Below are 25985 nucleotides of genomic sequence, written 5' to 3' on the forward strand. Positions count from 1 at the left end.
CCGGATGATCATTCTGACGGAAGCGGAGCTCAGGAAAATCATCGGCCTTGACCTGGATGCGGTAACCTGCGTCGAGCAGGCCTTTGCAGCGCTTGCGACCAAGGCCGTCGCCATGCCGCCGATCCTGCGACTCGACATTCCCGAACATCGCGGCGAAGTCGATGTGAAGACGGCCTATATCCCGGGGATCGAAAGCTTCGCGATCAAGATCAGCCCCGGCTTCTTCGACAATCCCAAGATTGGGCTGCCGAGCACCAACGGCATGATGGTGCTGTTGTCGAGCCGGACCGGGCTGGTACAGGCACTGCTCTTGGACAATGGTTATCTCACCGACATACGCACCGCGGCGGCCGGCGCGGTCGCGGCCAAGTATCTGTCGCGTGAAAATGCGTCCATGGCCGCCGTCTTCGGGGCGGGCATGCAGGCGCGGCTGCAGCTTGAAGCCTTGACGCTGGTGCGGCCGATCCGCGAAGCCCGAATATGGGCGCGTGATGCCGCAAAAGCCGAGAGCGCCGCAGCGGAACTGACCGCAAGGCTCGGCTTTCTCGTCACTGCGATATCGGATCCAAGGCGCGCAATCTCCGGCGCCGATATCGTCGTGACCACCACACCCTCGGAAGCGCCGATCGTTCAGGCCGGGTGGCTGGAACCCGGACAGCATCTGACGGCCATGGGCTCGGATGCGGAGCACAAGAACGAGATCGATCCGGCCGTCATCGCCGAAGCCGGCCTCTATGTCGCCGACAGCCTGAAGCAGACGCGGCGTCTCGGCGAGTTGCATCACGCAATCGGCGCCGGCCTGGTCGCGCCCGATGCCGTCTTCGCCGAACTCGGCCAGATCGTCGCCGGTAGGGTGCCGGGACGGACGAGCGACGACCAGATCACCTTCGCCGACCTCACGGGAACCGGCATCCAGGACACCGCCATTGCCACCCTCGCTTTTGCCCGCGCCAATGCGGCAAACGCCGGGACCACATTCGAAAGCTGGACGGAAAAGAAGGGAAGAAACATGACCCAGCCCAATCTGAAGTTTTCGCTCGGCGAATATGCCGCGCGGCTGGAAAAGACACGGCGCGCCATGGAGGCGAAGGGCGTCGACCTGCTTGTTGTCAGCGACCCGTCGAACATGGCCTGGCTGACCGGCTATGACGGCTGGTCCTTCTACGTGCACCAGGCGGTGATTGTGCCGCCTGAGGGCGAGCCGATCTGGTTCGGCCGCGGGCAGGATGCCAACGGCGCCAAGTTCACCACCTATCTGAAGCACGATAACATCGTCGGCTATCCCGATCATTACGTGCAGTCGATCGAGCGCCATCCGATGGATTACCTCTCCGGCATCCTGACCGAGCGCGGCTTTAGCAAGCTGATGATCGGCGTCGAGATGGACAATTACTGGTTCTCGGCGGCCGCCTTCGCCGCGTTGCAGAAACATCTGCCGAATGCGCGCTTCGTCGACGCGACTGCGCTGGTCAACTGGCAGCGCGCGGTCAAGAGCGAGACCGAAATCAAATATATGCGCAATGCCGCCCGCATCGTCGAGGCCATGCACGCCCGTATCTTCGACAAAATCGAAGTTGGCATGCGCAAATGCGATCTGGTCGCGGAAATCTATGATGCCGGCACCCGCGGCGTCGACGGCATCGGCGGCGATTATCCGGCGATCGTGCCGCTGCTGCCGTCCGGCGTCGAAGCATCCGCCCCGCATCTGACCTGGGACGACCGGCCGCTGAAAAAGGGCGAGGGCACCTTCTTCGAGATTGCCGGCTGCTACAACCGCTATCACCTACCGCTGTCGCGCACCGTCTTCCTCGGCAAACCGACACAGGCTTTTCTCGACGCCGAGAAGGCGACATTGGAAGGCATGGAGGCCGGTCTTGCCGTCGCCAAGCCCGGCAACACCTGCGAGGACATCGCCAACGCCTTCTTCGCGGTGCTGAAGAAATACGGCATCGTCAAGGACAACCGCACCGGTTACCCGATCGGCCTGTCCTATCCGCCGGACTGGGGCGAGCGCACGATGAGCCTGCGACCGGGCGACCGGACGGAATTGAAGCCCGGCATGACCTTCCATTTCATGACCGGCCTCTGGCTCGACGACATGGGCTTCGAGACAACCGAGAGCATCCTGATCACCGAGAGCGGCGTCGAATGCTTCGCCAACGTGCCGCGCAGGCTGATGGTCAAGGATTGAGGCTGTCATGACAGAGATTGGCTTGCGGCCGTCGCCGATCAGCGCGACGGTGGATTTCGCCGCCGAGGGCGTCCAGCATGGTTTCCTGAGGCTGCCTTACAGCCGCGACGATTCCGCCTGGGGCTCGGTGATGATCCCGATAACGGTCGTCAGGAACGGCCGGGGACCGACGGCGCTGCTGACCGGCGGCAATCATGGCGACGAGTATGAAGGACCGATCGCGCTTTTCGACCTTGCCCGCTCGCTGAAGGCCGAAGAGGTGAACGGCACCGTCATTATCGTGCCGGCGATGAATTATCCGGCATTCTTGGCGGGAACCCGGACCTCGCCGATCGACAGGGGCAATTTGAACCGCAGCTTTCCGGGCCGGCCGGACGGCACGGTGACGCAGAAGATTGCCGACTATTTCCAGCGCGTGCTCCTGCCGATGGCCGATCTGGTTCTTGATTTTCATTCCGGCGGCAAGACGCTCGATTTTCTGCCGTTCTGCGCGGCCCATATCCTGCCGAACAAACAGCAGGAGGCTCAGGCTTTGGAATATGTGACGGCCTTTGCCGCGCCCTATTCGATGAAGATGCTGGAGATCGATGCGGTCGGCATGTACGACACCGCGGCCGAGGAGATGGGCAAGGTCTTCATCACCACGGAACTCGGCGGCGGCGGCACGGCTACGGCCAAGAGTGCGGCGATTGCCAAGCGCGGCACCATGAATGTGCTGCGCCATGCCGGGATCGTTGCGGGTGCTGTCGATGCCAGTCCGACGACCTGGCTCGACATGCCGGGCGGCCGCTGTTTCTCCTTCGCTGAGGAGGGCGGGTTGATCGAGCCCGTCATCGATCTCGGTGAAGCCGTCAGTAAGGATGCTGTCATCGCCCGCATCTATCCGACCGGGCGGACCGGAGTGGTCCCCCACGAGATCCGCGCCGGCATGAGCGGCATTCTCTGCGCCCGGCATTTCCCGGGCCTGGTCAAATCAGGCGATTGCGTTGCCGTTGTGGCAACCGTCGACGAATGAGGCGACGAAAGGAGCCCGACCGGCGCGTCAAGCGGCTTGACGCGGGCTTGACATGCTGGCTGCCGCGTCGATCTGAAAGCGTTTGACGACCCCTTCCAATGTCTGCGTTTGGGTGCCGAGCGCGCGGCAGGCCGAAGCGGTATCGACGGCCATCGTCGCATTATGTTGCGTCACCTGGTCGAGAGCATTGACGGAGGCATTGATCTCGCGGATCGCGAACGCCTGCTCGGAGGATACAGACACGATCCGGGCAATGAGCTCGGCAACCTGCTCGACCTGTCCTTCGATTTCCTGAAGCGCCTTGCCGGTGCGGTTGACAAGTTCCACCCCGTTGGAAACCTGCGACGAGGATGTGGAAATCAGAGCCCTGATCTCCTTGGCGGCGTTGGCCGAGCGCATGGCGAGTTCGCGCACCTCCTGCGCCACCACGGCAAAACCCTTGCCGGCTTCGCCTGCGCGGGCCGCTTCAACCCCGGCATTCAGCGCCAGAAGATTGGTCTGGAAGGCGATTTCATCGATGACGTTGACGATGTCGCCAATCTGCGAGGACGAGCCCTCGATCCGTTCCATGGCGGCGATCGCTTCGCGGACGACGGACGCCGAATGTTCGGCGCTGTTGCGGGTCTCGGCCATCATGCCGGTTGCCTTGCCGGCATGATCGGAGGCGTCTTTCGCCTTGGCATTCATCTCGCCGAGCGCGGTTGTGGCCTCTTCGAGCATCGCGGCTTGCTGTTCCGTGCGCGATGCGAGGCTCTCGGTTGCACCCGTAATCTCGGCAGAAGCGCTATCCACTTGTTTGGAGGTCTGGGCGATCTCGGCCATCGAAGCGCAAAGCGCGTCCATGCTGTCGTTGAACTTGGCGCGCAAAGTCTCGTAGGCGGCGGCAAAGGGTGTGGCGATCCGGCAATCGAGATTGCCGTGCGATAGCTGGTCCAAGCCGTGGGTCAGTTGAGCGATTACCGTTTCGCGAACCTGCTCTTCGGCGGACTTTTCGGCCATCTGGCTGCGTTCGCGTTCGAATTCCGCATCGCGAAGCGCCGTCTCGCGCTTCTGCGCCTCCTGCCGCTCAAGGGCGTTACGGCGGAAGACCGCCACAGCCTTCGACATGGCGCCGATTTCGTCTGAACGGCTGGCATAGGGAACCTCGGTCGAAAAGTCGCCGTCTGCGAGGTTGCCCATATAGGCCTTCATGCCGTCGAGCGGCACAATGGCGCGGCGGCGCAGGAGATAGAGGCCGACCAGCAACAAAGCGAAGGATCCGAATCCAGCGCCACCAGCATAGATCGTCCAGGTGACGATTTCCGAGGCGGCATTGCGCTCCTCGCCCTTCAGGAAGGCATCGGAATTGGCGACGAGTTTCTCGACCGCGTCCTGGTGCGAATGGAAGGCGACGCGCAACTGCTCGATCGCCCCATGCGCCTTGTCCTCGTCTTTGGCGGTCAGGGCGGGGATGATCTCGCGGTTCATCACGTCCCAGAATTTGTCGCCCTTGGCGATGACATCGTTTTCAAGCTCGTCCTTCAACGCCTGCGGCAGTCGGGTGGTCTTCCAATAAGCGCGGCGATCGTCATAAGCGGCCTTGAGATTAGCGATCTTGGCAAGATTGGTGTCGGTGAGCTCGGGAAATTTGCTCGCCTCGAAGGACAGCATGTAGGATTCGACCACAAAGAGCGGCGGGGGCAGAATATCGGCGATAAGATCTTTGCCATAGACCACTTGCTCGTAAACCGGACCGTTAACTTTCAGTCGTTCGAGCGCAGATTGCTGTAATCCGATCGACATGAAAAGGCCTGCTGAAACGGCGACACCAAATGCCACCAGGCTACGGGCGATAGTAAAAGCCAAGGCTTTGCTCCAGCTAACTTGTGGCCTTTCCATGTGAGAGGCCTGATCTACGTACAGCATTCTGCCGCAAGACCACTGAAATATGGTTAATTCTCTTGGGGCTCCCGGGCTGATCTCGCTTTTTCTTGCCTGTCAATCGTCCAAAAATGGGATGATGATGTGGTGTTGCAAAGAATCTGTTGGTACCAAGCTATCAATTGCCATTTTGACGGCCCCTGGCAGCGGTCGCTATATTGCCAAAAAGGGAGACCGAAATGGTCGAACCGCAGCTTTCCGTACGAAGCGCAAAGGCGCGTGATATCGCACACCGGCTTGCTCGCCGCGAAAATCGCTCGATAGCCGACATTGTCGAGCGTGCTCTCGAATCATACGAAATACGCGAAGCTGGACGAGAGCCGGCTGCGTCCTTTTATGGCAGGCTCTCGCAGCAAAGCGGGACGGACATCGACCTTGAGGCTGTCACCAAGGAAGGCCGGCAGGTTCATAAGGGCATCGCGCTTTGATTTTTCTCGATACCAACATTGTTTCGGAAACAGAGGTGGCTCGGTTGGTCTGAACAGAGCCTGATCCGGCGTCTGCCGGTCAGGGGATGAATGTGGGCGCCGGGTGGTGTACAACAGGGTGACGGAACACCCACGGGACCGAGGTTCGGGAGCTTTTATATCCGTGGCATCCCTGGTCTGGGCGGCTTGTCCATATCCATTTTTGGCGGACAAGGGGTCTGCTGTGTTCCGCTGCAGCCTTTCGGGTTCGACGTCATGCCGGTTGCTTGAAGTTCCGGTGTGGATGTTTGACCGAACACTGAGTGCACGGTGGTTGGCCTTACCAATTGCGTATGCCGATTTTGCTTGCCTGCTTGCTTTGGCAAATTTGCAGGAAGAGGCAGGCACTCCCTCACAAGGCGCGGATATGAGCGCAGCATTGATCTCTCACGAACGGAGGTGAACTGCGACCCCTGATCCGTATTGAAGATGTCAGGCTTGCCATATCGGGCAAGCGCTTCCTCGACTGCCTCGATGCAGAAAGCGGTCTCCCATCGTGATCGACAGCCGCCACGACAGAACCCGGCGACTGAACCCATCGACGACAGCACAGAGATAGACGAAGCCCCGCGCCATGTCGCCGTCCTGCTCCTCGCTGGAGCCGGACTGTCCGCTAAGGCCGTTCATTTTCAGCGCCATCAGCTGGGACATGAGTTTTTCGGCGCTGTTGGTCGCGTCTTCGCCGAGCTGCTGGCTTGCGGTTGATTTTTTTGCCGAAACCGTATTACAGGATAGGAGGTCCTGGGACGTGGATGTCGAGTTCTTGCTATGGGAATAGGAAGGAATCGATGGTGCGGCGGAGATGGTCGTCATAAGCGCTCCATCGCTAAAGAGGGTGGGGTGCAATGCATTACAGAACGTGTGAGTTCTTTAAATCGAAATTGCAAATGCAACAACCGAAGAATTCATCCCTTAGAAATCGCAATCCGCTTTTCAGGGCCGTCGGCGTGCGCTTCGGTACAGCGGTTTAGATCGTCATGGATGGCGTCAATGAGCCCGCAGATGAACCGCGCAAGCGAGGCCGGCCGAAAGTCTCCAGCGATGAGGACAAGCGGACGCATATCGTCGAAATCGCCCGCCGTGTTTTTACAAAATGCGGCTATGCCGGAAGCACCACTGCGGTGGTCGCCACCGAGGCTGGTGTCTCGAAACAGACGCTCTACAAGCTGTTTGAGAGCAAGGAAGAGCTGTTTGCCGCCGTGGTCGGCGCGCATCGGCGCCTGATGCTCGACCTGCCGAGGCCCGCGGAAGACCTTCCGATCGCCGAAAGCCTCGAACATATCTTCATGATCGACATGGATGAGGAGAAGGATGCGGACCGCGCCGGTTTTCTGCAGCTCGTCTTTCGTGAAGCGGCGCAGTTTCCAGAGCTTATCGAAATTCTGCAGCGCGATGGAATGCTTGCCAGCCGTCAACACCTCGCCGACTGGTTGAGCGATCGCCGGGCGGAAGGCAGATTGACGCTTGATGATCCGGTGAGCGGAGCCCGGATGCTGATGGACATGATCTTCGGCGGTATGGGCCCGCCGGAAGGGCGCGCCCTGGCCTGGCCCGACCGGGCCGGACTGCTCGCCCATCTTCGCCGCTGCATTGCAATCTTCGCCGCCGGCGTCGGGGCCTCGTAGCCCCGAAAAGCGATCCTTCGACTTTTGTCAAGTCGGTCGATGATTTCCTGTCGAGTTCGAGACTGGAGAATTATGCGCTGACGGCCTTCGGTCTCAGCACCGATTACACTCCCGCAGTTTCCTGAAGCAGGTTTTGACGAGCGAAAGCCTTCAACTTCAACGGGGACGGCTCTAGAGACGGCGAAGCGATGTCGGAAGTCTCGCTGGTGACGAGCGGCTATGCGGTGACCTCTTCGACCATTGCCTCTTCGGACACCGGAGAGGCCTATGACACTTATTTCGCGGCGGAGATTGGTAACATCACCTCCGTCGATCAGTTGATGAGCGACGACAAGCTGGTCGGCTATCTCAGGATCGCCTACGGGCTGACCAACGACGAATCCGACACCTTCATTTCCGCAGCGCTGAAAAGCGCCGATATTGCCGACGCGATCGGCCTGTCGGATCTGCACGACGCCTTCAATTTCGATGAGGACGGCGCGCTTGCCGATGGCGACACGGAAGATGCGGTCGATGACTACACGACGCGCATCGCCAGCGTCACCTCGATCGATGATTTCCTCGTCTCTAATGACGATGACGATGATGACGACAATGTCGATCTCCCGGAAATGTGGGAAAGGGTGTGCGGGCCTTCGACATCGATCCGGACAGCGTTTCGCGAAGCCGGGTGCGGAAAATTCTCAAAAGCGATCCCACGGACTCCAAAAGCAATGTTAACAGCCTGGACGATGACCGGTTCGTCGCCTTTCGCAGAGCATTCAACTTTGACAGCGATGGTGGCGTCACCGTTCCCTTGCAGGCCATGTTGGAACCCGTCGTCGAAATCCGGCTGAGGGTCTGGCGTCACGCAAGCGGCGCCATAGAAAAGAGCCGGCTGGTTTCAGCCTTGGCCGGCAGGCGAGTCCATCAAGAGCAAATATCCCGATAAATAGCAGCGGCGCTCCTGCGCCCTTTGTAGTTGGTCTCAGCTAGCCTCGCTTCCGTTTGCAGAAACGGCCGGAGCGCAGCCAGGCGATCAGCCTCGGCAGCGGCAGGAAAATGCTGCGCTGCCAAAAAAATCGCCACCTGCGCGTCTGCGCGTTTTTTCAGCATGACCCATTGACAATTTGTCCTCGATGGCACTTGATAGGCTATTCCAGTAAAACAGACAGTAGTCCATTATATTGGAATAATGGGAATTATCTATAAGGGGAACGCCATGACTATTTCCTTTCGCACAGCCGTGATGTCGCTGGCCGCCGCCGCGCTGCTCGCCACGCCTGCACTGGCCGACGGCAGCAAGCTAGATGAAGTGCTGGCCCGCGGCCATCTTGTCCTAGGCACGGGCAGCACCAACGCGCCTTGGCACTTCAAGAGCGCCGACGACAAGCTTCAGGGTTTCGATGTCGACATGGGCCATATCATCGCCAAGGCGCTGTTCGGCGATCCTGAGAAGATCGAATATGTGAACCAGTCCTCGGACGCCCGCATCCCGAACATCACCACCGATAAGGTCGATATCACCTGCCAGTTCATGACCGTTACCGGCGAACGTGCCCAGCAGGTCGCGTTCACCATTCCTTACTATCGTGAGGGTGTAGGTCTGATGCTCAAGGCGGACGGAAAATATGGCGACTACGCCGCCCTCAAGGCCGCTGGTTCCTCCGTCACTATCTCGGTTCTCCAGAACGTCTATGCCGAGACGATGGTGCACGCGGCATTGCCGGAGGCGACCGTCGATCAGTATGATTCCGTCGACTTGATCTATCAGGCCCTGGAGTCGGGACGTGCCGATGCCGTCGCCACCGACCAGTCGTCGCTCGCCTGGTACATGACGCAGAACCCGGGCCGCTACAAAGACGCCGGCTACGGTTGGAACCCGCAGACCTACGCCTGCGCCGTCAAGCGCGGCGATCAGGACTGGCTGAACTTCGTTAACACTGCCCTGCACGAGGCCATGACTGGCGTCGAGTTCGACTTTTACGCCAAGTCCTTCAAGACCTGGTTCGGCAAGGAGCTGACGCCGCCGCAGATCGGCTTCCCCGTCGAGTTCAAATAACGGCCATGCGGAGCGGGACCTGTCTCCCGCTCCGCTGCAGCGCCGCGCGTCTTTCCAGACGCACAAAGGACGCTGTAACACTTTGAATCTGCGCATCGTGCACGATGCGTTAGTCTGAAAGGGCGGCCCGCATGGGTTACACTTTGAACTTCGGTGCCGTCTGGCGCAATTTCGATTTTCTGTTGAGCGGGCTTGCGCTCAGCCTCGGCCTGGCGGTGATCTCGATCCTGATCGGGGCCGTGATCGGCCTCGTCGTGGCCTTCGCGCTGACGTCCAAAAACCGCCTGGCGGTGGTGCCGGCGCGGGTCTATGTGACGGTCATTCGCAACCTGCCGATTCTCGTCCTCGTGCTATTCGCCTTTTTCGCGCTGCCGCAGATGGGCCTGCGCCTCGACAAGATAAAAAGCTTTGTGCTCGTTTTATCCCTCTATTCCGGCGCCTATCTGGCCGAGGTGTTCCGCGCCGGCCTGCTGTCGATCCCGAAAGGGCTGACCGAGGCCGGCCTCGCCATCGGCCTGACGGGGATGCAGATCCGCAGTTCCATCATCGCTCCGCTGATGCTGCGCAACGTGCTGCCGTCGCTGTCCTCGACGATCATCTCGCTGTTCAAGGACACCTCGCTTGCCGCCGCCATCGCCGTGCCGGAACTGACCTTTGCCGCCCGCAAGATCAACGTCGAAAGTTTCCGCGTCATCGAAACCTGGATGGTCACCTCCGCCCTGTATGTCGCGACCTGTTTCCTCATCGCTGCCGTGATGCGCTTCGTGGAGCGCCGTCTGGCCCTGCCGAGATAGACCCGATGTCCCACACCTTTCTCGAACAACTCTGGATCGCCCGCTACGTCATCATCCACGGCATCGGCGTGACCGTGTCGATTTCTCTGCTGGCCATTCTCGCAGGGTCCGTGCTCGGCGTCTTCGTCGGCCTGGCGCTCGTTTATGGCGGCGTTGTTTTGCGTCTGATCGTGCGCGCCTATACCGATATCATCCGCGGCACGCCGGTGCTCGTGCTGGTGCTGGCAAGCTATTATGTCTCCGCCGCCGTCGGGCTCGATCTCGGGCCGTTCTCCGCAGGCGTGCTCGCCCTTGCGATCTTCTGCTCCTCGCATGTCGGAGAAATCGTCCGTGGAGCGCTGCAGGCGATCCCGAAGGGGCAGACCGAAGCCGCCAAGGCGATCGGCCTGACCTTTACTCAGACCTTCACTTCGGTGCTGTGGCCGCAGGCCATGCGCCAGTGCCTGCCGGCCTGGGTGAATACGGCGGCCGAAATGGTGAAGGCCTCGACGCTGCTCTCCGTCATCGGCGTCGCGGAGCTGCTCCTACGCACGCAGGAGATCATCTCCCGCAATTTCATGAGCCTCCAGTTTTATTTCCTGGCCGGCGGTCTCTATTTCATTGTCAACTACGGCATCGAGCACTTCGGCAAATATGTCGAGCGCAAGACCGCCCTGCCGTCCTGAGGAGTTCCCCCGATGGCCAAGACCATTCTCGACATCAAGGGTCTGCGCAAGACTTACGGCGTCCACGAAGTCCTCAAAGGTGTCGATTGCGCCGTGGAGGAAGGCGAGGTCATTTCCATCATCGGCTCGTCAGGCTCCGGAAAGACCACCTTGCTGCGCTGCGTCAACATGCTGGAAGAATTCCAGGGCGGTACGATCAGCCTCGATGGCGAAGAGATCGGCTACCGCATCGACGGCGCAACCCGCCGCCGCAAGGGCGAGAAAGAGATTGCCCGCCAGCGCGCGCTGACCGGCATGGCCTTTCAGCAGTTCAATCTCTTCCCGCATATGAGTGCGGCCGAAAACGTCATGCTCGGCCTCGTCAAGGTGAAGAAAATGACCAAGCCGGACGCCCGGGCCGTCGCGGAAAAGTGGCTCGACCGGGTCGGCCTTGCCGCCCGGACGAACCACTATCCCGGTCAGCTCTCCGGCGGCCAACAGCAGCGCGTCGCCATCGCCCGCGCCATCGCCATGTCGCCGCGGCTGATGCTGTTCGACGAGGTGACCTCGGCGCTCGACCCCGAACTGGTGGGCGAGGTGCTGCAGGTCATCAAGGGGCTTGCCGCCGACGGCATGACCATGCTGCTCGTCACCCACGAGATGCGTTTCGCCTACGAGGTTTCGTCCCGCGTCATCTTCATGAACCAGGGCGTTATCTGCGAGGAGGGCGATCCGAAGGAAATGTTCGTGCGGCCGAAGACCGAACGGCTGGCGGAATTCCTCAAGACCTCGAGTTTCAACTAAGACGGCCGAGGTGTGCGGCAGCGCGGCGTCGTCGGGCGCCGGCGCCGCTAGTTGGATCGGAGATCCAGAGATCGAGTCGGCGAGGGCCATCTCGCTTAAATTACGTTCAGTCTGCATCCCCGGCAGGCATATTTTGCGCAAAGCATCCGAGACATGCTGAAAATCCTGAGCACGGGATTTTGGCATGGGCTTTGCTTTCTGCCTTGTATGCAAGATAGCCACACATACGAGGCCAACCAGAAATCCATCGAAGCAACCATTGTCTCCGGCATCCTGTCTGCCAGGATTCGGCCCGGTACGCGGCTTGGCGAAAATCAGCTGGCGACGCTCTTCGGTGTGTCCCGAACCCGCGTCCGTGAAGCCATGATGCGCCTGGAGACCCGCGGTATCGTGCATGTCAGCCCCCGGCGGGGCTGGTTTGTCGTCGAGCCGTCCGCCGAAGATGCGATCGCGGTTTATGAAGCGCGGCGTATCGTCGAGGCCGGCTTGCTGCGCAGCATGCGCGTGCTCATGGAGGAGGGCCGCAAGGCGCTCGAGGCGCATCTGAACGAGGAGAGAAATGCAATGGCGGCGGGCGACCGCCAACGACTGACTTATCTGATGGGTGATTTCCATATCCGCATCGCGGAATTGAGCGGGAACGCCATCATCGTCGATATCCTGCGCGACCTGACTGCAAGGACCATCCTCATCTCGATGCTCTATCAATCTGAATTTCATGCGATGCAGTCCCATGAGGGGCACTGCCGGATTTTCGAGGCCATGCAGGCGGGCGACTTCGTCAAAGCTGCGGCGCTCTCCGTCGAACACCTTGATGAAGTCGAAATGGGCCTCGACCTCACGGCACGACCAGATCCGCTTTTGGATCTGCGCAATTCCCTGTCGCTGCCGCCCAAGACCGCGTCCGCCGTCTCCCAACAGCCAGACTTAAAAGCCACAACCTCAAAGGAGCAATGAACACATGCTGACAAGACGAGTCTTCTTCGCAATCGCCACCCTGGCCGCGACCTTCGGGTTCAATGCGCCGTCTCACGCCGATGCCCTCGCCGATATCACGGCGCGCGGCACGCTGCGCGTCGCTGTCCCACAGGATTTCCCGCCCTTCGGCAGCGTCGGCACCGACATGGCGCCCATGGGCTATGATATCGACATGGCCAATCTCATTGCCGAAAAGCTCGGCGTCAAAGCCGAGCTTGTGCCGGTCACCAGCGCCAATCGCATCCCCTATCTGCAGACGAACAAGGTCGATCTCGTCATATCAAGCCTCGGCAAGAATGCGGAGCGCGAAAAGGTGATCGATTTTTCGGTCGCCTACGCGCCCTTCTTCAACGGCGTGTTCGGACCGGCCGATCTTGCGGTGGCCAAGGCAGAAGATCTCGCAGGCAAGAGCATCGGCGTCACGCGCGGCGCGGTGGAGGATCTCGAACTGACGAAGATCGCGCCAACCGACGCGACGATCAAGCGTTATGAGGACAATAACGGCACCATCTCGGCATTCCTGTCCGGCCAGGTCGACATCGTTGCCACCGGCAATGTCGTGGCGGCTGCTATCCTCGCCAAGAATCCTCCCAAGCGCCCTGAGCTCAAATTCCTGATCAAGAACTCGCCTTGCTACATCGGCCTCAACAAGGAACAGTCCGCCCTGCTGGAGAAGGTGAACGGCATTGTCGCCGCCGCCAAAACCGACGGCGCGCTGAACGCGATATCGCAGAAGTGGCTCGGCGCCGATCTGCCGTCCGATCTGTAAGCAAGCCTGGATCTTGTGCATGTCTCCCGCGCGCCCCGCGGGATGACATGCGCTCCGTCGCGGAAAAAGGGGAGATGCCTTGAGCTACCATTTCGAATTCGGCTGGCTGCTTCAATATTACCCTGAGATCATCAAGGGCATTCTGATCACCTTGGAGCTTGTCGCGGTCGGCGGGGTGCTCGGCATTTCGCTCGGCATTTTCTGCGCCTGGGTGCGGGCACTCGGGCCGGCCTGGCTGAAGCCGTTCGTTGCGGCCTATGTCGAGCTGATCCGCAACACGCCCTTCCTCATCCAGCTCTTTTTCATCTTTTTCGGTCTGCCGTCGCTCGGCCTCCACCTTTCCGAACTGACGGCAGCCAACCTTGCAATGGTCGTCAACCTTGGCGCCTATAGTTGCGAGATTATCCGCGCCGGTATCCAGGCAACGCCGAAGGGCCAGTTCGAGGCAGGCGAGAGCCTTGCCATGACCCGCTTTGAAACCTTCCGGCATGTGGTTCTCGCGCCTTCGCTGCAGCGCATCTGGCCGTCGCTGTCGTCGCAAGTCGTCATCGTCATGCTCGGCTCGTCGGTCGTGTCGCAGATCGCCGCTGAGGATCTGACCTTTGCCGCGAACTTCATACAATCGCGAACTTTCCGCGCCTTCGAGGCCTACATCGTCTCGACAGCGATCTATCTGGTGATGGCGATCCTGCTGCGGCAGGTACTGGGCGTGATCGGCGGCCTGATTTTCCCGAGGAGAGAAGCACGATGATCGAGTTCACACTCTGGGACATCCTGCGCAACCTGCTGCTTGCCACCCGCTGGACGATCCTGCTTTCGCTCGTCTCGTTCGCCGGCGGCGGGGCGGTCGGACTGGGGCTGCTGTTCCTGCGCATCAGCAAGCGCAAGGGATTCAAGGTGCTGGCGAATTACTATATCGAACTTTTCCAGGGCACCCCTCTGCTGATGCAGCTCTTCATCGCTTTTTTCGGTCTCGGCCTCTTCGGCATCGACGTACCGGCCTGGCTTGCTGCGGGATTAGCGCTCACTCTCTGGAGTGCCGCCTTCCTCGCCGAAATCTGGCGAGGCTGCGTCGAATCGATTGCGAGGGGCCAATGGGAAGCTTCCGCCAGTCTCGGCATGGGGCGGTTGCAGCAAATGCGTTACGTCATCCTCCCGCAGGCGCTGAGAGTTGCCATACCGCCCACGGTCGGTTTCTCCGTTCAAATCGTCAAGGGTACGGCGCTGACCTCGATCATCGGTTTCGTCGAACTGTCGAAAGCCGGCACCGTGGTCACCAATGCGACCTTCCAGCCGTTCACGGTCTACGGGCTCGTCGCCCTCATCTACTTCGCCCTTTGCTGGCCTTTGTCGAAAAGCAGCCAGATCCTGGAAAGGAAGCTCAATGTCGCTCATCGAAATCACTGAAGTCCGCAAAAGCTTCGGAACCACCGAGGTGCTGAAAGGCATCAATCTCGATGTGGAGGCCGGCGAGGTCATCGCCATTATCGGCAAAAGCGGTTCGGGCAAATCGACCCTGCTTCGCTGCATCAATGGCCTGGAGAGCATCACCGACGGCTCCATCTCCGTGGCCGGCGCGCAGCTCGTCGATGACGAAGTGCATCTGAAGGCATTGCGGCTCAAGGTCGGCATGATCTTCCAGCAGTTCAACCTCTTCCCGCACCTGACGGTCGGAGGCAACGTCATGCTGTCGCAGACCGTGGTCAAGAAGACCCCGAAGACCGAAGCCGAGGCCACCGCCCGCAAAATGCTGGAGCGAGTGGGGCTGGGTCACAGGTTCGAGGCCTATCCGGACGAGCTCTCGGGCGGCCAGCAGCAGCGCGTCGCCATCGCCCGCGCACTCGCCATGCAGCCGACAGCGCTTCTTTGCGACGAGATCACCTCGGCGCTCGATCCGGAGCTGGTTGCTGAGGTTCTGGCCGTCGTGCGCGAGCTTGCCGCCGAGGGAATGACGCTGCTGATGGTCACGCACGAGATGAAGTTTGCCCGCGACGTCTGCAACCGCGTCGTCTTCATGCATCAGGGCCGAGTCCACGAAGTTGGCGTCCCGGAGGAAGTCTTCGCCAATCCACAGACTGCCGAGCTGAAACAGTTTTTCGGCGTCAACTAACGCATGTCGCTCGAAAGTGTGCCGGCGAGCGTCCCAGGAAGATCAATCGGGCGATGCTGATCAAGACGCCGGCCATCGGACCTTCAGCCATTTTACGAAGATCGTGGTAAATTTCCGCGTGGCCGCTGCGTCTTTAAGAAAAAGATCCGCCGACGGGGCAGCCGCTCATCATCGATTAGGAGGAATATATCAGTTCGCCTTCTCCTGTCCTCATATCCAAACATCAGAAAACGTTCATGACTACTCCTGTCGGTGCCTATTCAATCCCCGGAACGCGGTTTTTCGATCTGGCTCCGGCCGCAGGCGGCGAGCCTTATCGGATATTCCTGTCCATTCCGGTGGAGAAACCGCCGGTGGAAGGATGGCCGCTTCTTATTATGACCGATGGCAACGCCACTTTCCCCTTCGCGGTTGCCAGCCTGGTCACGCAGGCACCTTATCCCAGCGGCACGAATGTCGGTTGGGGGGTGATCGCGGCGATCGGCTACCCATCGGACGAGCCCTATGACGCCCTCCGCCGGTCTTGGGATCTCGGCCCTCCGCCGGTCAAATCCTATCCGCCCTTTGTTGAGGGCGGTCCCCCGGTTGTCATCGGAGGGACCGGTGAACTGGTGAATTTCATCGAGAGCGAATTGATACCGCGGATTGCGGAGATGGTGACCCTGGATCCGCTGCGCCGATCGCTTTTCGGGCATTCCTTCGGTGGTCTCTTTACCCTCTATGCGCTGTTCGAGCGTCCGGATCTGTTTGCCAATTGGATTGCGGCAAGCCCAACCATCTATTGGGAGAACAGTGAAATCCTCAATAATGAGGCGCGACGTCAACTCATACCGGGGCATGCGGCCTTCCTGCATTTGTCCGCCGGAGAATATGAAGGCGACGAGCTGGCACCCTTTCAGCATCGCAACGACGATGCCGCCATCCGCCTGGAGAAGAGGAAATCGGAGCGGACCATCCTCCTGGCGCAGGAGATGGCGGAGCGACTAAGCGGCACGGCCGACGGATTGCGTGCCGAATTCGAGCTTTATGCCGGCCAGACCCACATGTCCGTTCTTGCGGCGGCTGTTAACCGTGCGGTCAGCATTGCGTTCGCCGTCGGAGGCTAAAATCGTCCTGTTCTACTGACGTTCTTTGTCAAGGCTTCGTCGGCGGGCACGATCCCGGCGGTCAGACGATCGCGTCCCGCTGGAGCCTATTGAGCGGTCGAACCCGACTTTTCCGCTCCGATGCCCGGATTGAGATCGGGGGGCCGGCCCGCATTTTGATCAACAGGAACCTGGTCCGTGCCGATTGGCTGCGGCGTGATCTTTCCGTCGGACGACGCAACGCGCCAAACGGTATTGCCGGCGTCATCGGCAACGAGCAGGGCTCCCGTCCCGTCGATCCCGACGCCGACCGGCCGTCCTTTCGCCTGATCACCCTGGAGAAAGCCCGTGACGACATCCTGCGCCTTGCCGGATGGCTTGCCGTTTTCAAATGGCACGTACACCACCTTATAGCCGTTAAAGCTGTCCCGGTTCCAACTGCCGTGCTCGCCGATGAAGGCGCCGTTGGCGTATGCGGTTGGAAGCGACGAATGCATCGAGAAGGTCAGTCCGAGCGCCGCAACATGGCTCGACAGGGCATAATCCGGCGGGATCGCCGTTTCGACCATGTCGGGGCGCTGCGGATGGACACGCGCATCGACATGGTTGCCATAATAGCTCCATGGCCAGCCGTAAAAGTCGCCTTCCTCGACCGATGTCATGTAGTCGGGAACGAGGTTTGGGCCAAGTTCGTCGCGCTCGTTGACAACGGTCCAGAGCGTCCCCGTTTCGGGGTTGAAGGTCAGGCCGTTCGGATTGCGCAAACCTGACGCGAAGATACGCGCTGCTCCCGTTTGTCGGTCGACCTGCCAGATCGCGGCGCGGCCCTTTTCCGCTTCAAGCCCGTTCTCGACGATGTTGGAATTCGATCCGACCGATACGTAGAGCATCTGACCATCCGGGCTGAGCGCCAGATCTTTTGTCCAATGGTGATCGATCGGACCACCGGGCAGGGGGTGAGAACCTTCGGCCGTGCAGTGATTTCATTCTGCCCGAGTTTATAGGGGTAGGCGAGAATGGCGGCCGTCGAGGCAACGTAAAGGGTATTGTCGATCCACGCGACGCCGAACGGCGAATCCAGCTTCTTGAGGAGATCATGCTTCTCATCCACCTTGCCGTCGCGGTTCGTATCACGCAGCAGTGTGATGAGGTTGCTTTCCTTCTGCTCGCCGCCACCACTGCCGTGTGCGATCGACATTATCCAGCCGCGGATGAAGTCCTTGGGCCGCGAGGTAGGCTCGCCTGACGGCGCGCGAGACTGGACTACCAGCACGTCGCCGTTCGGCAAGGTATGAACTGTCCGGGGATTGGCAAGATCCTTGGCATAGGCTGTGACCGTCAAGCCATCCGGAGCGGTCGGCGCCTCGCCATTTTTCCAACCGACGACCTCCGCGACTTTCAGGTCAGGCAGCAGGGGAGAGGGGCAGGATCCGGAAGGACTGGGTTCGGTCCGATCTGTTGAGAAACGTCAAAATTTCCGCTCTGCGCGTAAGCCGCAAGGCCGACGCCCGCAAATATCGACAGAGCCGAAGCACCGAGAATCTGCGACTTCATCATATCCTCCAGGCCAGTCTGGCATACTTACGGGCGGAAACGGCTGCGGCGACCAAGCACAAAAAGAAGGTGACAGCCGAGAGCGCCAGCCCGTAGGGAATGACAGCCGTCCATCCGTCGCCGGCATGGACCAGACTGTTGGCAAGGGCGAGCGAAAGTATGACCAGGTAGAGGAGGGAGGACAGGAAGGGCGGCCGCAGCGGGCGGGTGCGCGGACGCAGCAGATCCATCAATCCGGCCACAATGGCAAGTGCGCCGAACACCAAGCCGGCAAACAACAGCCATGCGGAGAAGTTCTGCCACATCACATTGCCGCTCTGCCAGAAGGCGATATCGGTCGCGAGTGCAAGCGTGAAGCAGACGAGGGGAAACGGGACGAAGAGCGACTGTATCGGATAGGCCGCCGCGTCTCGATCACTGGCGGAAAGTATAGCCATGACATACTCCGTAGAGATGGATCTTGGAGATGCCTATCAAACCGCCGCGACAGGAGATGGTTCCGTGCGGTGCATAGCGCTCAGACGAAAGCACGTCGCGATCCTTCAATTCGCTGGCGCTTGAAGCCTTGGTTTCTCGCATGTCGTTATCGCAAAACGCTGGATAGGTTGCGCGGCCTGTTTCTGGCCCAAAGGGAATAAACGCGTGTGAGAATGCCGATGGGTTTATCGCCGCTCAGCGCCGCGCTGCCCGATCCCCGGCGTGAACCCACGTCCTATGGCGAGGTTTGAGCGCCATCGAGGATCCGCCGCGCCTCGGCCCGCGGCGCGGCGACGGAGTGGCGCTTGACGAGCGAGCATTCGAGCTTGGCAATAGGATAGCGCTTGCCGGGCATGGTTTCCGGGTTGAGATGTTCGATTGCCCATTGCCCCATGGCAAGATGTGGAAGGACCGAAGTGGTCAGCGGCGGGACGAGATGCCGTGCAATTTCCTCGTCGTCATAACCCACCACCGACATGTCCTGGGGAATGCGAAGCCCTGCATCCTTAAGCGCTTCGTAGCAACCGATGGCGGTGCGGTCGTTCTGGCAGAAGATCGCGGTCGGCGGCTCTTTCAGAGCAAGCAGTTTCATCGTGGCGGCATAGCCGGCACCGGCAGACCAGTCGCCTTCGATGACCAATTCCGGATCGAAGGGTATATCGGCGGTCGCCAGCGCGCGGCGATATCCCGTCAGCCGGTCCTGCGCGGCCTGCATCCAGATTTCGCCGGTGATCGTCGCGATGCGATGGTGTCCGTGCGTGATGAGATGCCGGGTGGAGTTCTGCCCTCCCGCGATCTCGCTCGGCACGACGGCCGGAAAAGCATGGTCCGCCGTATAACAATTCAGCAGGACCGTCGGGATGTTGAGCTTGCTGACATAGGACGGAAGCTCCACCTGACGGGTATAGATTGTCATATAGATGAGCGCTGATATGCCTCCGCTCGTCAACGCCTTGATGGCTTTCGGCTCCATGATAGGATCACTGAGCGTCTGGGCGACCAGGAGGACATTGCCGGCGTTCCAGGAAGCTTGCCGCGCGCCTTCGATCGCAACGATCGCTTCCGGGCTTGTGGCAAGTTGATCGACCGCGAAACCGATCACATTGTCCAGCCCTGAATAAGAGGCCTTCGCCGTATACGTCGTCCCGGTATATCCCAGAGCCCGCGCCGCCTCCCATACGCGGTCGCGGGTCTGCTGCGAGATACGGGTGCCGGGTGTGTCGTTGAGAACGAAAGAGACGGCTGCCTGCGAGCAGCCGGCCGCCGCGGCAATATCCATCATCGTCACGCGGGCAGGCTTGTCCACGGCGGGCTTATTGCTCTTTTGGGTCTTGGCTTGTCGCATTCGCGGAAAACTGTCTCTTTGTGCCTGGATTTATCATTTTGGTAATTACTATTAGCATCTATCTGAAAGCGCTGGCAATTGCATCAACTGCTGCAATGCCGGCAGTTACTCGCTATTGTCGGTACAAAATTGCATCCCGGTCGGTGCACGATGAAATGTTTTGATCTGCATTGATAATACTATTTACTAATTAAAATTCTTCTATACCGTCACGGAGCGATCGGAACCAATGCCACTCGTCGCTTTGCGACGGCCCTGGGAGGGGGCGCATCCGGCCGGCCGTAAGTCGAAAACGGGCCCATGCGACTGCGGCCCCTCGGGAGGTGTATTATGAAACAGCTGAAACGCAATGCAGCCCTGTTCTTTGCCGGTTTGATGCTGAGCGCGGCGCCGGCTGCCGTATCGCATGCCGCCGACAAGCCGACACTGGCATTCGTCGTCAACGGAGCGTCCGACTTCTGGAAAGCTGCAGAGGCCGGCGTAAAGAAGGCGCAGAGCGAGATGCCGGATTACCAGATGGAGCTGAAATACCCTGAGCAGGCGGCTGTCGCCATTCAGCAGCGTCTCATGGAAGATCTGGTCAGCGCCGGCGTCAAAGGAATCATGGTCTCCGCTGTCGATCCCAAGACCCAGACGGACGGCCTCAACAAGATCGGCTCGCAGACGGCTCTGTTCACCACCGACAGCGACGCGCCGAAGACCAACCGCGTCGCCTATATCGGTTCTTCAAACGTCGACGCCGGCAAGCAGGCCGCCGAAATCGCTAAGAAGGCTATGCCGGACGGTGGTAAGTGTATGGGTTTCGTCGGTCTGCTCGGCGCCGATAACGCCCGCGAACGCATCGAAGGGATGAAGGAAGGGCTCAAGGGCACGAAGATCGAGCTTGTCGATGTTCGCGGTGACGACATCGACCAGACGCGCGCCAAGAAGAACGTCGAGGATGCGCTAGTGGCCAGCCCCGACCTGACCTGCATGGTCGGCTTCTACTCCTACAACACGCCGCGCATCTATGAGGCGCTGCGCGACGCAGGCAAACTCGGCCAGATCACCGTCGTCGGCTTCGACGACGATCCGATCACGCTCGGCGGCGTCAAGGAAGGCACGATCGCGGCAACCGTCGTACAGCAGCCGTTCGAATGGGCTTATCAGGGCATGAAATTGATGGCCGCCTACCTCAAGGGCGACAAATCAGGCGTTCCCGCCGATGGCTTGATCATCATCCCGACGGTAATCATCGGCAAGGATGACGTTGACAAATATGCCGCCAACCTGAAGGCCATGGCTGGAAAGTAACCTCTTTCGCGGCGGCGGCACTCGCCGCCGCGAAACGCATTTCATGCCGACAGCATCAGCAGCCATGGACAGCCGATGAATTATAGTTCCGACATCCCGTCACCGAGCGCGCCCGGAACGCCATTCCTTTCGCTTTCCGGCGTTGGCAAGACCTATCCAGGCGTCGTTGCGCTCGAAGGCCTGTCAATGGACATCATGCCGGGCGAGGTCATCGGCCTTGTCGGCGAAAACGGGGCTGGAAAATCGACTCTGATGAAGATTCTCGGAGGTGTGATCGCGCCCGATCGGGGCACGATCCTGCTCGACGGGGCAGAGCTTCGTTTCCTCACTGTGGAATCGAGCATCTCATCGGGCATCGCCTTCGTGCATCAGGAACTCAATCTCTTTGAGAATCTCGACGTCGCTGCCAATATCTTCCTGGGGCGCGAACCGCTGAAGGCGGGACCTCTTAAGCTCGTCGATCGCGATCGACTAAGGGACATGGTGAAGCCGCTTTTGAGGCGCGTGGGCGCGCATTTTTCCGCCGACACACCCGTGGCGTCGCTTTCCCTTGCCGAGCAGCAGATGGTGGAGATCGCCAAGGCGCTGTCCATCAACGCCAGGCTCGTTATCTTCGACGAGCCCACGTCCAGCCTGCCGCTGGACGAAACCGAGCGGCTGCTCAGCATTATCAAATTGCTGAAAGCCGATGGCATCAGCGTCATTTTCATCTCGCATCGCCTTCACGAGGTTGAGCGCGTCGCAGACCGGGTCGTCGTGCTGCGCGACGGCACGCTTGTCGGCACGCTAGCCAAGAAGGACATCGGCCACGACCAGATGGTCAAGCTGATGATCGGCCGGGTGCTTGCGGCCCGGACCGCAAAACCGCAGCGCTCGCCAGGCTCGGTCGCGCTGAAGGCCAGTGGCGTGCGCACCGAGGCCTATCCTGGCCGTCCGGTCGATCTGGAAATCCGCTATGGAGAAATCATGGGGCTTGCGGGCCTCGTGGGGTCCGGCCGCACCGAGCTTGCGAGGGTCTTCTTCGGCATCGACCGGAGCTACGGCGGAACCATCCTGCAGGACGGGCAGGAAATTTCCGTCCGTTCCGCCCGCGATGCCGTCGCTCGCGGCATTTTCCTGGTGCCGGAGGATCGCAAGCGCAACGGCATACTTCTCGATTTGCCGATTGCCCAGAACATCACCCTTGCCAATCTTCCCAAGCTCTCCCGCCGCTTCATGCTTTCTGCTGACCGGGAGGCGGCGGCGGCCGAAAAGCAGCGGGTTCGCCTCGCGATCAAGGCGCCCTCCGTTTCGACGCGAACGGGCACTCTCTCCGGCGGCAACCAGCAGAAGGTGGTGCTTGCCAAATGGCTGTCGATGAGCCCGAGGGTGATGATCTTCGACGAGCCGACTCGCGGCATCGATATCGGCGCCAAGAACGAGATTTACGGCCTGATGCGCGCGCTTGCCGATGCCGGGGTCGCGATCCTGATGATCTCCAGCGACATGGAAGAGGTAATCGGCGTTTCCGACCGTATTGCCGTCATGCACGAGGGCCAGATCGCCGGCATATTGGAAGAGGACGAATTCAGCCAGGAAAGCGTCCTTTTGCTTGCTGTCGGCAAAAGGGTAAAATAGCGGCTGCGGCCAATGTACAAGTATCGGGGAATGGATCTCGAATGGTCAAAAAAGATCTCGGACTGCTGCTTTTGATCGTCGTCGTCGGCATCGTCGTCGCCATCATCAATCCGCGCTTCCTACTGCCGATCAACCTCGCCAACACCGCCAACCTGATCGGCCTGTTCGGCATTCTGTCGATCGGCCAGGCCTTTGTCATTATTACCGGCGGTATCGAGCTTTCCGTCGGCTCGCTCGTCGCACTTCTCGGCGTGCTGTTCGTCGATTTCATCGCGGTCCAGGATATGTCTTGGATGCTGGCGCTGCCGCTCATACTCGCGCTTGGCGCGGTCATAGGCGCCGTCCACGGCTGGCTGATCACCCGCCTCAACCTGCAGCCCTTCGTCGTCACCCTCTGCGGCCTGCTGATTTATCGCGGGGCAGCACGTTTCTACACCGCCGATGGGACGGCTGGCTTCGCATTTGGCCAGAATTTTCCGCAGCTCGAATTCCTGACCGCCGGACGGTTCTACGGCGTTCCCAACTCCTTCATCGCCCTCGTCATTATTGCCGTTGTGATGTGGATCATGCTGCATCGCTCCGTCTTCGGGCGTTATCTTTACGCGATCGGCAAGAATGAGGAGGCGGCCCGCTATTCCGGTATCCGTACCGGCCGCATGATCATGTCGGCCTATGTCATCTGCGGCCTGCTGACGGCCCTTTCGGCGATTTATTTCGCCATGTACACACGCTCGATTTCGCCGGCCAGCCATGGCCAGTTCTACGAGCTCTACGCGATTGCCGCCGCCGTCCTCGGCGGCTTTTCGCTCCGCGGCGGCGAGGGCTCGATCGTCGGCGTCGTGCTCGGCACTGTCCTGCTCCAGGAGCTGCAGAATCTCGTCAACCTGCTTGGCATCCCGTCGTCGCTGAATTTCGCCGTCATGGGCGGGGTGATCCTCATCGGCGTCCTGATCGACCAGCAATGGCACGCCATCCGCGCCAAGCGCCGCCTCGTCTCCGCCGCCCGGCATACCGAAACCCGTCATTCGAACGAAGGCAGTTTGCCGGTGGCTGCCAATCAGGACTAAATCAGATGACAAGCCGTGCCGCCCGGCCGAGTTTGCGCTCCGGATTGTTATAATCCTCCGCGATCGACCGATTCTGTCATGAAGCCCAACCGCGGCCCGCGGACCGAGAAAGCGGTCTGATCGAGCCCGCTTGTCGCGCTCGGGCTTTCAGGATCAGGTTGACCGATCGCGGTGGATGCGGCTCGACGCTAATGTTCCCTAATACATATACGCCTCATCATCGGCAATGTTGCCAGCACGGTGGCCATGATGAGCCCGGCCGTGGTCTTGTCGCAACCGCCCATCAGCACCACGCCGTCGAGCGGGTCCGAGTGGATCATCTCCTCCGTCTCCATCGCCAACATGTTGCGGTAATGCATGGAAGTCGGCTTGGTGAAACGCTCATCGACGGAGAGCGACGGCATCTGTACCGGGAAGCCGCCGGCGTGGCTGACGCCGCGTTGAGATGCGAAAACAGGTGTCGAGTTCCGACCAGTATCGAGAATGCGGATGATCGGCTTATCGCGAAAGTCCTCTTCTGCATAGCCAAGCTGCATCATACGCGACCGGTGGCCGAAGCTTCGCAGGGCCTTCGCAGCGTTTCGGGCGTCTTTGTTTTCGTCTAGGAATGACCTTTTCGGGAATGCGAAGGAACAGCTCAAAGCTCACATGAGGATTTTGCCGTCAAGATCAATCATAGTTTCATAGCTTGTTCCCTTCAATTTCGTTTCGAACCCATGGTCTGAGCCACTTTGCTTGACGCGGCACGTTTCCGTCACCGGTTCAAACTCACATACGGTCGCCGTTTGGTCCGGCAGCACCATTATCCCGCTTGCGTAGCGGCAAGGCTCAGGAGAACGGGACCAATCTAAAGCGCGGCATTTAAAGCCCGACTTTGAGGCGGTTCGCTCACCTGGATCCGCCAGGAGTGATCAGTCCTGGAAGATTTGTGTGTTCGGCAATCTTTTGGGGTCGTCAGGCGGTCTTCATGACAGCCCCCTCGATGACAACACCCGCAGTGACAAACTTCCACAGTGCGATAAGGAGTTTGCGCGCAAGGGCCACTATCGCGGCTTTCTTTAAGCGTCCACCATTCGACTGAACCCGATCCACAAACCAACGGCTAAGCGCTGATGCTGGCTGATTGCGTAGCCAAAGCCACGACAGTTGAATCATCGTGGTGCGCAGCCGAGGGTTTCCTGCCTTTGAGACACCCTGCGTGGTCGATGGTCCCGCTCATCCATGGCGTTGGTGTCAAACCTGCATAGGCGGCAATCTGCCGCCGATTATCAAAATGCCGGGACAGTGCTTCGGTCCAAAGAACGGCGGCAAATTCAGCGCCGACACCCTTTAAGGACAGCAGCATCGCTGCGGGCGAGGTTGCCTCAACCGCTGGCTGCTCATACGTCGATAGGAGAGAATTACGCTCGCTTTCCACTGTAGCAATCTGTTCAAGCAGCAACTCGAGACGGTCGAGTTCGCGATTGATTTGAGCCTTTAGGTGTTTCGGCAACTCGCGCCCATCTCCCGTCTGGAGCTCCTCCAGGCGCTTACGGCGATCCTTACGGAGCGGTTGATAGCCGCTGACGCCTTGAGCGAAGAGCAGCCCCTTCACTCGATTGACATGCCTGACCCGTTCAGCAATCAAAACTTTGCGTTCCCGGCAAATCCGACGCCGATCTTCGTCCTTCGGATCTGGCGCTCTGACCATCGCACATACGCGTGGCTCGCCGCGCTTGAACGCGAGCAATGTGCGCGTCAGAGCCTCTCCATCAATCTTGTCGGTCTTCGCACGCCGACGTCGACGGGAGGTCGCGATCGAAGCTGCGTCGACAACGTAACTTTCGATGCCGCGAGCCTCCAGCACGCGGTGTATCCAGAAGCCGTCCAATCCGGCCTCTTGGATCGTCACGATGGGAAATAACTTCCCTGTTCTCAACCGCGCCTTCTGTTGTAGCTGCTCAAACCGATCCAGCAGCTCGGCCACATTGCCACCGGCCACTACATGCTTCGACATCTTCTCGCCACTGCCCGGCGACAACGAAGTGATCAACCAGGTCGATCGGCTCAGTTCCAATGACACAAAAATTGCGCCAAGATCAGTGCGGACAGCGGTCGGATGAATGGATGCAGGTTTCATAAACTTCTCCTCCTGAGCGAGTGTTTTGATGCAACCTCACTCTGCCAGAGCGGCGGCCGCTGTTCACTCC

The 25985-nt window shown here is 59.9% G+C and carries 21 protein-coding genes and 6 pseudogenes; 19 read left to right on the forward strand and 8 right to left on the reverse strand.

Annotated features, from left to right (window positions below):
• Positions 1–4: 4 nt before the first annotated feature.
• From eutC to doeB, 3 genes and pseudogenes are all read left to right on the forward strand, one after another.
• A pseudogene (gene eutC, locus ACS4RS_RS28835) lies at positions 5–925 on the forward strand (ectoine utilization protein EutC); the annotation flags it as partial.
• A gap of 84 nt (positions 926–1009) precedes the next feature.
• Positions 1010–2191 (forward strand): ectoine hydrolase DoeA, encoded by a 1182-nt coding sequence (doeA, locus tag ACS4RS_RS28840; protein WP_439012407.1) that lies wholly within the window; start codon positions 1010–1012, stop codon positions 2189–2191.
• Positions 2192–2198: 7 nt separating this feature from the next.
• Complete coding sequence (gene doeB / locus ACS4RS_RS28845; RefSeq protein ID WP_439012408.1) at positions 2199–3206, forward strand: N(2)-acetyl-L-2,4-diaminobutanoate deacetylase DoeB; 1008 nt, start codon at positions 2199–2201, stop codon at positions 3204–3206.
• Between the two features lie 27 nt (positions 3207–3233).
• On the opposite strand, the gene ACS4RS_RS28850 is transcribed toward doeB, so the two are convergent.
• The gene (locus tag ACS4RS_RS28850) at positions 3234–5051 is read right to left on the reverse strand and encodes a methyl-accepting chemotaxis protein (RefSeq protein ID WP_439012409.1); all 1818 of its coding nucleotides are present in this window, start codon (positions 5049–5051) and stop codon (positions 3234–3236) included.
• Positions 5052–5305: 254 nt separating this feature from the next.
• On the opposite strand from ACS4RS_RS28850, the gene ACS4RS_RS28855 reads away from it, so the two are divergent.
• Entirely contained in the window at positions 5306–5554 is a 249-nt protein-coding gene (locus ACS4RS_RS28855) for a plasmid stabilization protein (RefSeq protein ID WP_439012410.1), read from the forward strand.
• 413 nt (positions 5555–5967) lie between these two features.
• On the opposite strand, the pseudogene ACS4RS_RS28860 reads toward ACS4RS_RS28855, so the two are convergent.
• A pseudogene (locus tag ACS4RS_RS28860) lies at positions 5968–6406 on the reverse strand (DDE-type integrase/transposase/recombinase); the annotation flags it as partial.
• Between the two features lie 164 nt (positions 6407–6570).
• Between ACS4RS_RS28860 and ACS4RS_RS28865 the strand changes: the two are divergent.
• Entirely contained in the window at positions 6571–7218 is a 648-nt protein-coding gene (locus ACS4RS_RS28865) for a TetR family transcriptional regulator (RefSeq protein WP_439012411.1), read from the forward strand.
• 26 nt (positions 7219–7244) lie between these two features.
• A pseudogene (locus tag ACS4RS_RS28870) lies at positions 7245–8044 on the forward strand (DUF1217 domain-containing protein); the annotation flags it as partial.
• 83 nt (positions 8045–8127) lie between these two features.
• Here the strand turns inward: ACS4RS_RS28870 and ACS4RS_RS28875 are convergent.
• The gene (locus ACS4RS_RS28875) at positions 8128–8313 is read right to left on the reverse strand and encodes a hypothetical protein (RefSeq protein WP_439012619.1); all 186 of its coding nucleotides are present in this window, start codon (positions 8311–8313) and stop codon (positions 8128–8130) included.
• Positions 8314–8419: 106 nt separating this feature from the next.
• On the opposite strand from ACS4RS_RS28875, the gene ACS4RS_RS28880 reads away from it, so the two are divergent.
• The 10 genes from ACS4RS_RS28880 (at position 8420) to ACS4RS_RS28925 (ending at position 16464) form a co-directional block, all read left to right on the forward strand.
• Positions 8420–9259 carry a transporter substrate-binding domain-containing protein gene (locus tag ACS4RS_RS28880; RefSeq protein WP_439012412.1) on the forward strand — a complete coding sequence of 280 codons (840 nt, stop codon included), beginning with the start codon at positions 8420–8422 and terminating at the stop codon, positions 9257–9259.
• Between the two features lie 131 nt (positions 9260–9390).
• The gene (locus tag ACS4RS_RS28885; protein ID WP_003591525.1) at positions 9391–10053 is read left to right on the forward strand and encodes an amino acid ABC transporter permease; all 663 of its coding nucleotides are present in this window, start codon (positions 9391–9393) and stop codon (positions 10051–10053) included.
• 5 nt (positions 10054–10058) lie between these two features.
• Positions 10059–10718, forward strand: a complete 660-nt coding sequence (locus tag ACS4RS_RS28890) for an ABC transporter permease subunit (RefSeq protein ID WP_439012413.1) — start codon at positions 10059–10061, stop codon at positions 10716–10718.
• A gap of 12 nt (positions 10719–10730) precedes the next feature.
• Complete coding sequence (locus ACS4RS_RS28895; RefSeq protein WP_439012414.1) at positions 10731–11501, forward strand: ATP-binding cassette domain-containing protein; 771 nt, start codon at positions 10731–10733, stop codon at positions 11499–11501.
• A gap of 207 nt (positions 11502–11708) precedes the next feature.
• Entirely contained in the window at positions 11709–12458 is a 750-nt protein-coding gene (locus ACS4RS_RS28900; protein WP_439012606.1) for a GntR family transcriptional regulator, read from the forward strand.
• A gap of 4 nt (positions 12459–12462) precedes the next feature.
• Positions 12463–13248 (forward strand): transporter substrate-binding domain-containing protein, encoded by a 786-nt coding sequence (locus ACS4RS_RS28905; protein ID WP_439012415.1) that lies wholly within the window; start codon positions 12463–12465, stop codon positions 13246–13248.
• Positions 13249–13327: 79 nt separating this feature from the next.
• Positions 13328–13999 (forward strand): ABC transporter permease subunit, encoded by a 672-nt coding sequence (locus ACS4RS_RS28910; protein WP_439012416.1) that lies wholly within the window; start codon positions 13328–13330, stop codon positions 13997–13999.
• Positions 13996–14655: an ABC transporter permease subunit gene (locus tag ACS4RS_RS28915; protein WP_439012417.1), complete on the forward strand. Its 660-nt coding sequence runs from the start codon at positions 13996–13998 to the stop codon at positions 14653–14655. Before ACS4RS_RS28910 ends, ACS4RS_RS28915 begins: the two co-directional genes overlap by 4 nt.
• A complete protein-coding gene (locus ACS4RS_RS28920; protein ID WP_439012418.1) occupies positions 14633–15358 on the forward strand; it encodes an ATP-binding cassette domain-containing protein in 726 nt (241 codons plus the stop codon). The genes ACS4RS_RS28915 and ACS4RS_RS28920 overlap by 23 nt, the downstream gene beginning before the upstream one ends.
• Before the next feature lie 236 nt (positions 15359–15594).
• Positions 15595–16464, forward strand: coding sequence for an alpha/beta hydrolase-fold protein (locus ACS4RS_RS28925; RefSeq protein WP_439012419.1), 870 nt, complete (start codon positions 15595–15597; stop codon positions 16462–16464).
• Between the two features lie 86 nt (positions 16465–16550).
• Here ACS4RS_RS28925 and ACS4RS_RS28930 read toward each other — a convergent pair.
• The 3 genes and pseudogenes from ACS4RS_RS28930 to ACS4RS_RS28940 all read right to left on the reverse strand — a co-directional run bounded on the left by ACS4RS_RS28930 (position 16551) and on the right by ACS4RS_RS28940 (position 19819).
• A pseudogene (locus tag ACS4RS_RS28930) lies at positions 16551–18000 on the reverse strand (PQQ-dependent sugar dehydrogenase).
• Positions 17997–18434: a DUF2231 domain-containing protein gene (locus tag ACS4RS_RS28935; RefSeq protein WP_439012420.1), complete on the reverse strand. Its 438-nt coding sequence runs from the start codon at positions 18432–18434 to the stop codon at positions 17997–17999. Before ACS4RS_RS28935 ends, ACS4RS_RS28930 begins: the two are co-directional and overlap by 4 nt.
• Before the next feature lie 275 nt (positions 18435–18709).
• Positions 18710–19819 (reverse strand): LacI family DNA-binding transcriptional regulator, encoded by a 1110-nt coding sequence (locus tag ACS4RS_RS28940; protein WP_439012421.1) that lies wholly within the window; start codon positions 19817–19819, stop codon positions 18710–18712.
• A gap of 330 nt (positions 19820–20149) precedes the next feature.
• On the opposite strand from ACS4RS_RS28940, the gene ACS4RS_RS28945 reads away from it, so the two are divergent.
• From ACS4RS_RS28945 to ACS4RS_RS28955, 3 genes are all read left to right on the forward strand, one after another.
• On the forward strand, positions 20150–21112 hold the full coding sequence (locus ACS4RS_RS28945; RefSeq protein ID WP_439012422.1) for a sugar-binding protein: 963 nt from the start codon (positions 20150–20152) through the stop codon (positions 21110–21112).
• A gap of 75 nt (positions 21113–21187) precedes the next feature.
• Entirely contained in the window at positions 21188–22729 is a 1542-nt protein-coding gene (locus ACS4RS_RS28950) for an ATP-binding cassette domain-containing protein (RefSeq protein ID WP_439012423.1), read from the forward strand.
• 41 nt (positions 22730–22770) lie between these two features.
• Entirely contained in the window at positions 22771–23796 is a 1026-nt protein-coding gene (locus ACS4RS_RS28955) for an ABC transporter permease subunit (protein WP_439012424.1), read from the forward strand.
• Between the two features lie 215 nt (positions 23797–24011).
• Here the strand turns inward: ACS4RS_RS28955 and ACS4RS_RS28960 are convergent.
• Positions 24012–24373: pseudogene (locus ACS4RS_RS28960) on the reverse strand (dihydroxy-acid dehydratase domain-containing protein); the annotation flags it as partial.
• Positions 24374–24750: 377 nt separating this feature from the next.
• Positions 24751–25915, reverse strand: a pseudogene (locus tag ACS4RS_RS28965) (IS110 family transposase).
• Positions 25916–25985 lie beyond the last annotated feature (70 nt).

The organism is Rhizobium sp. F40D2, assembly GCF_051810745.2.
In the GTDB taxonomy this organism is placed as follows: domain Bacteria; phylum Pseudomonadota; class Alphaproteobacteria; order Rhizobiales; family Rhizobiaceae; genus Rhizobium.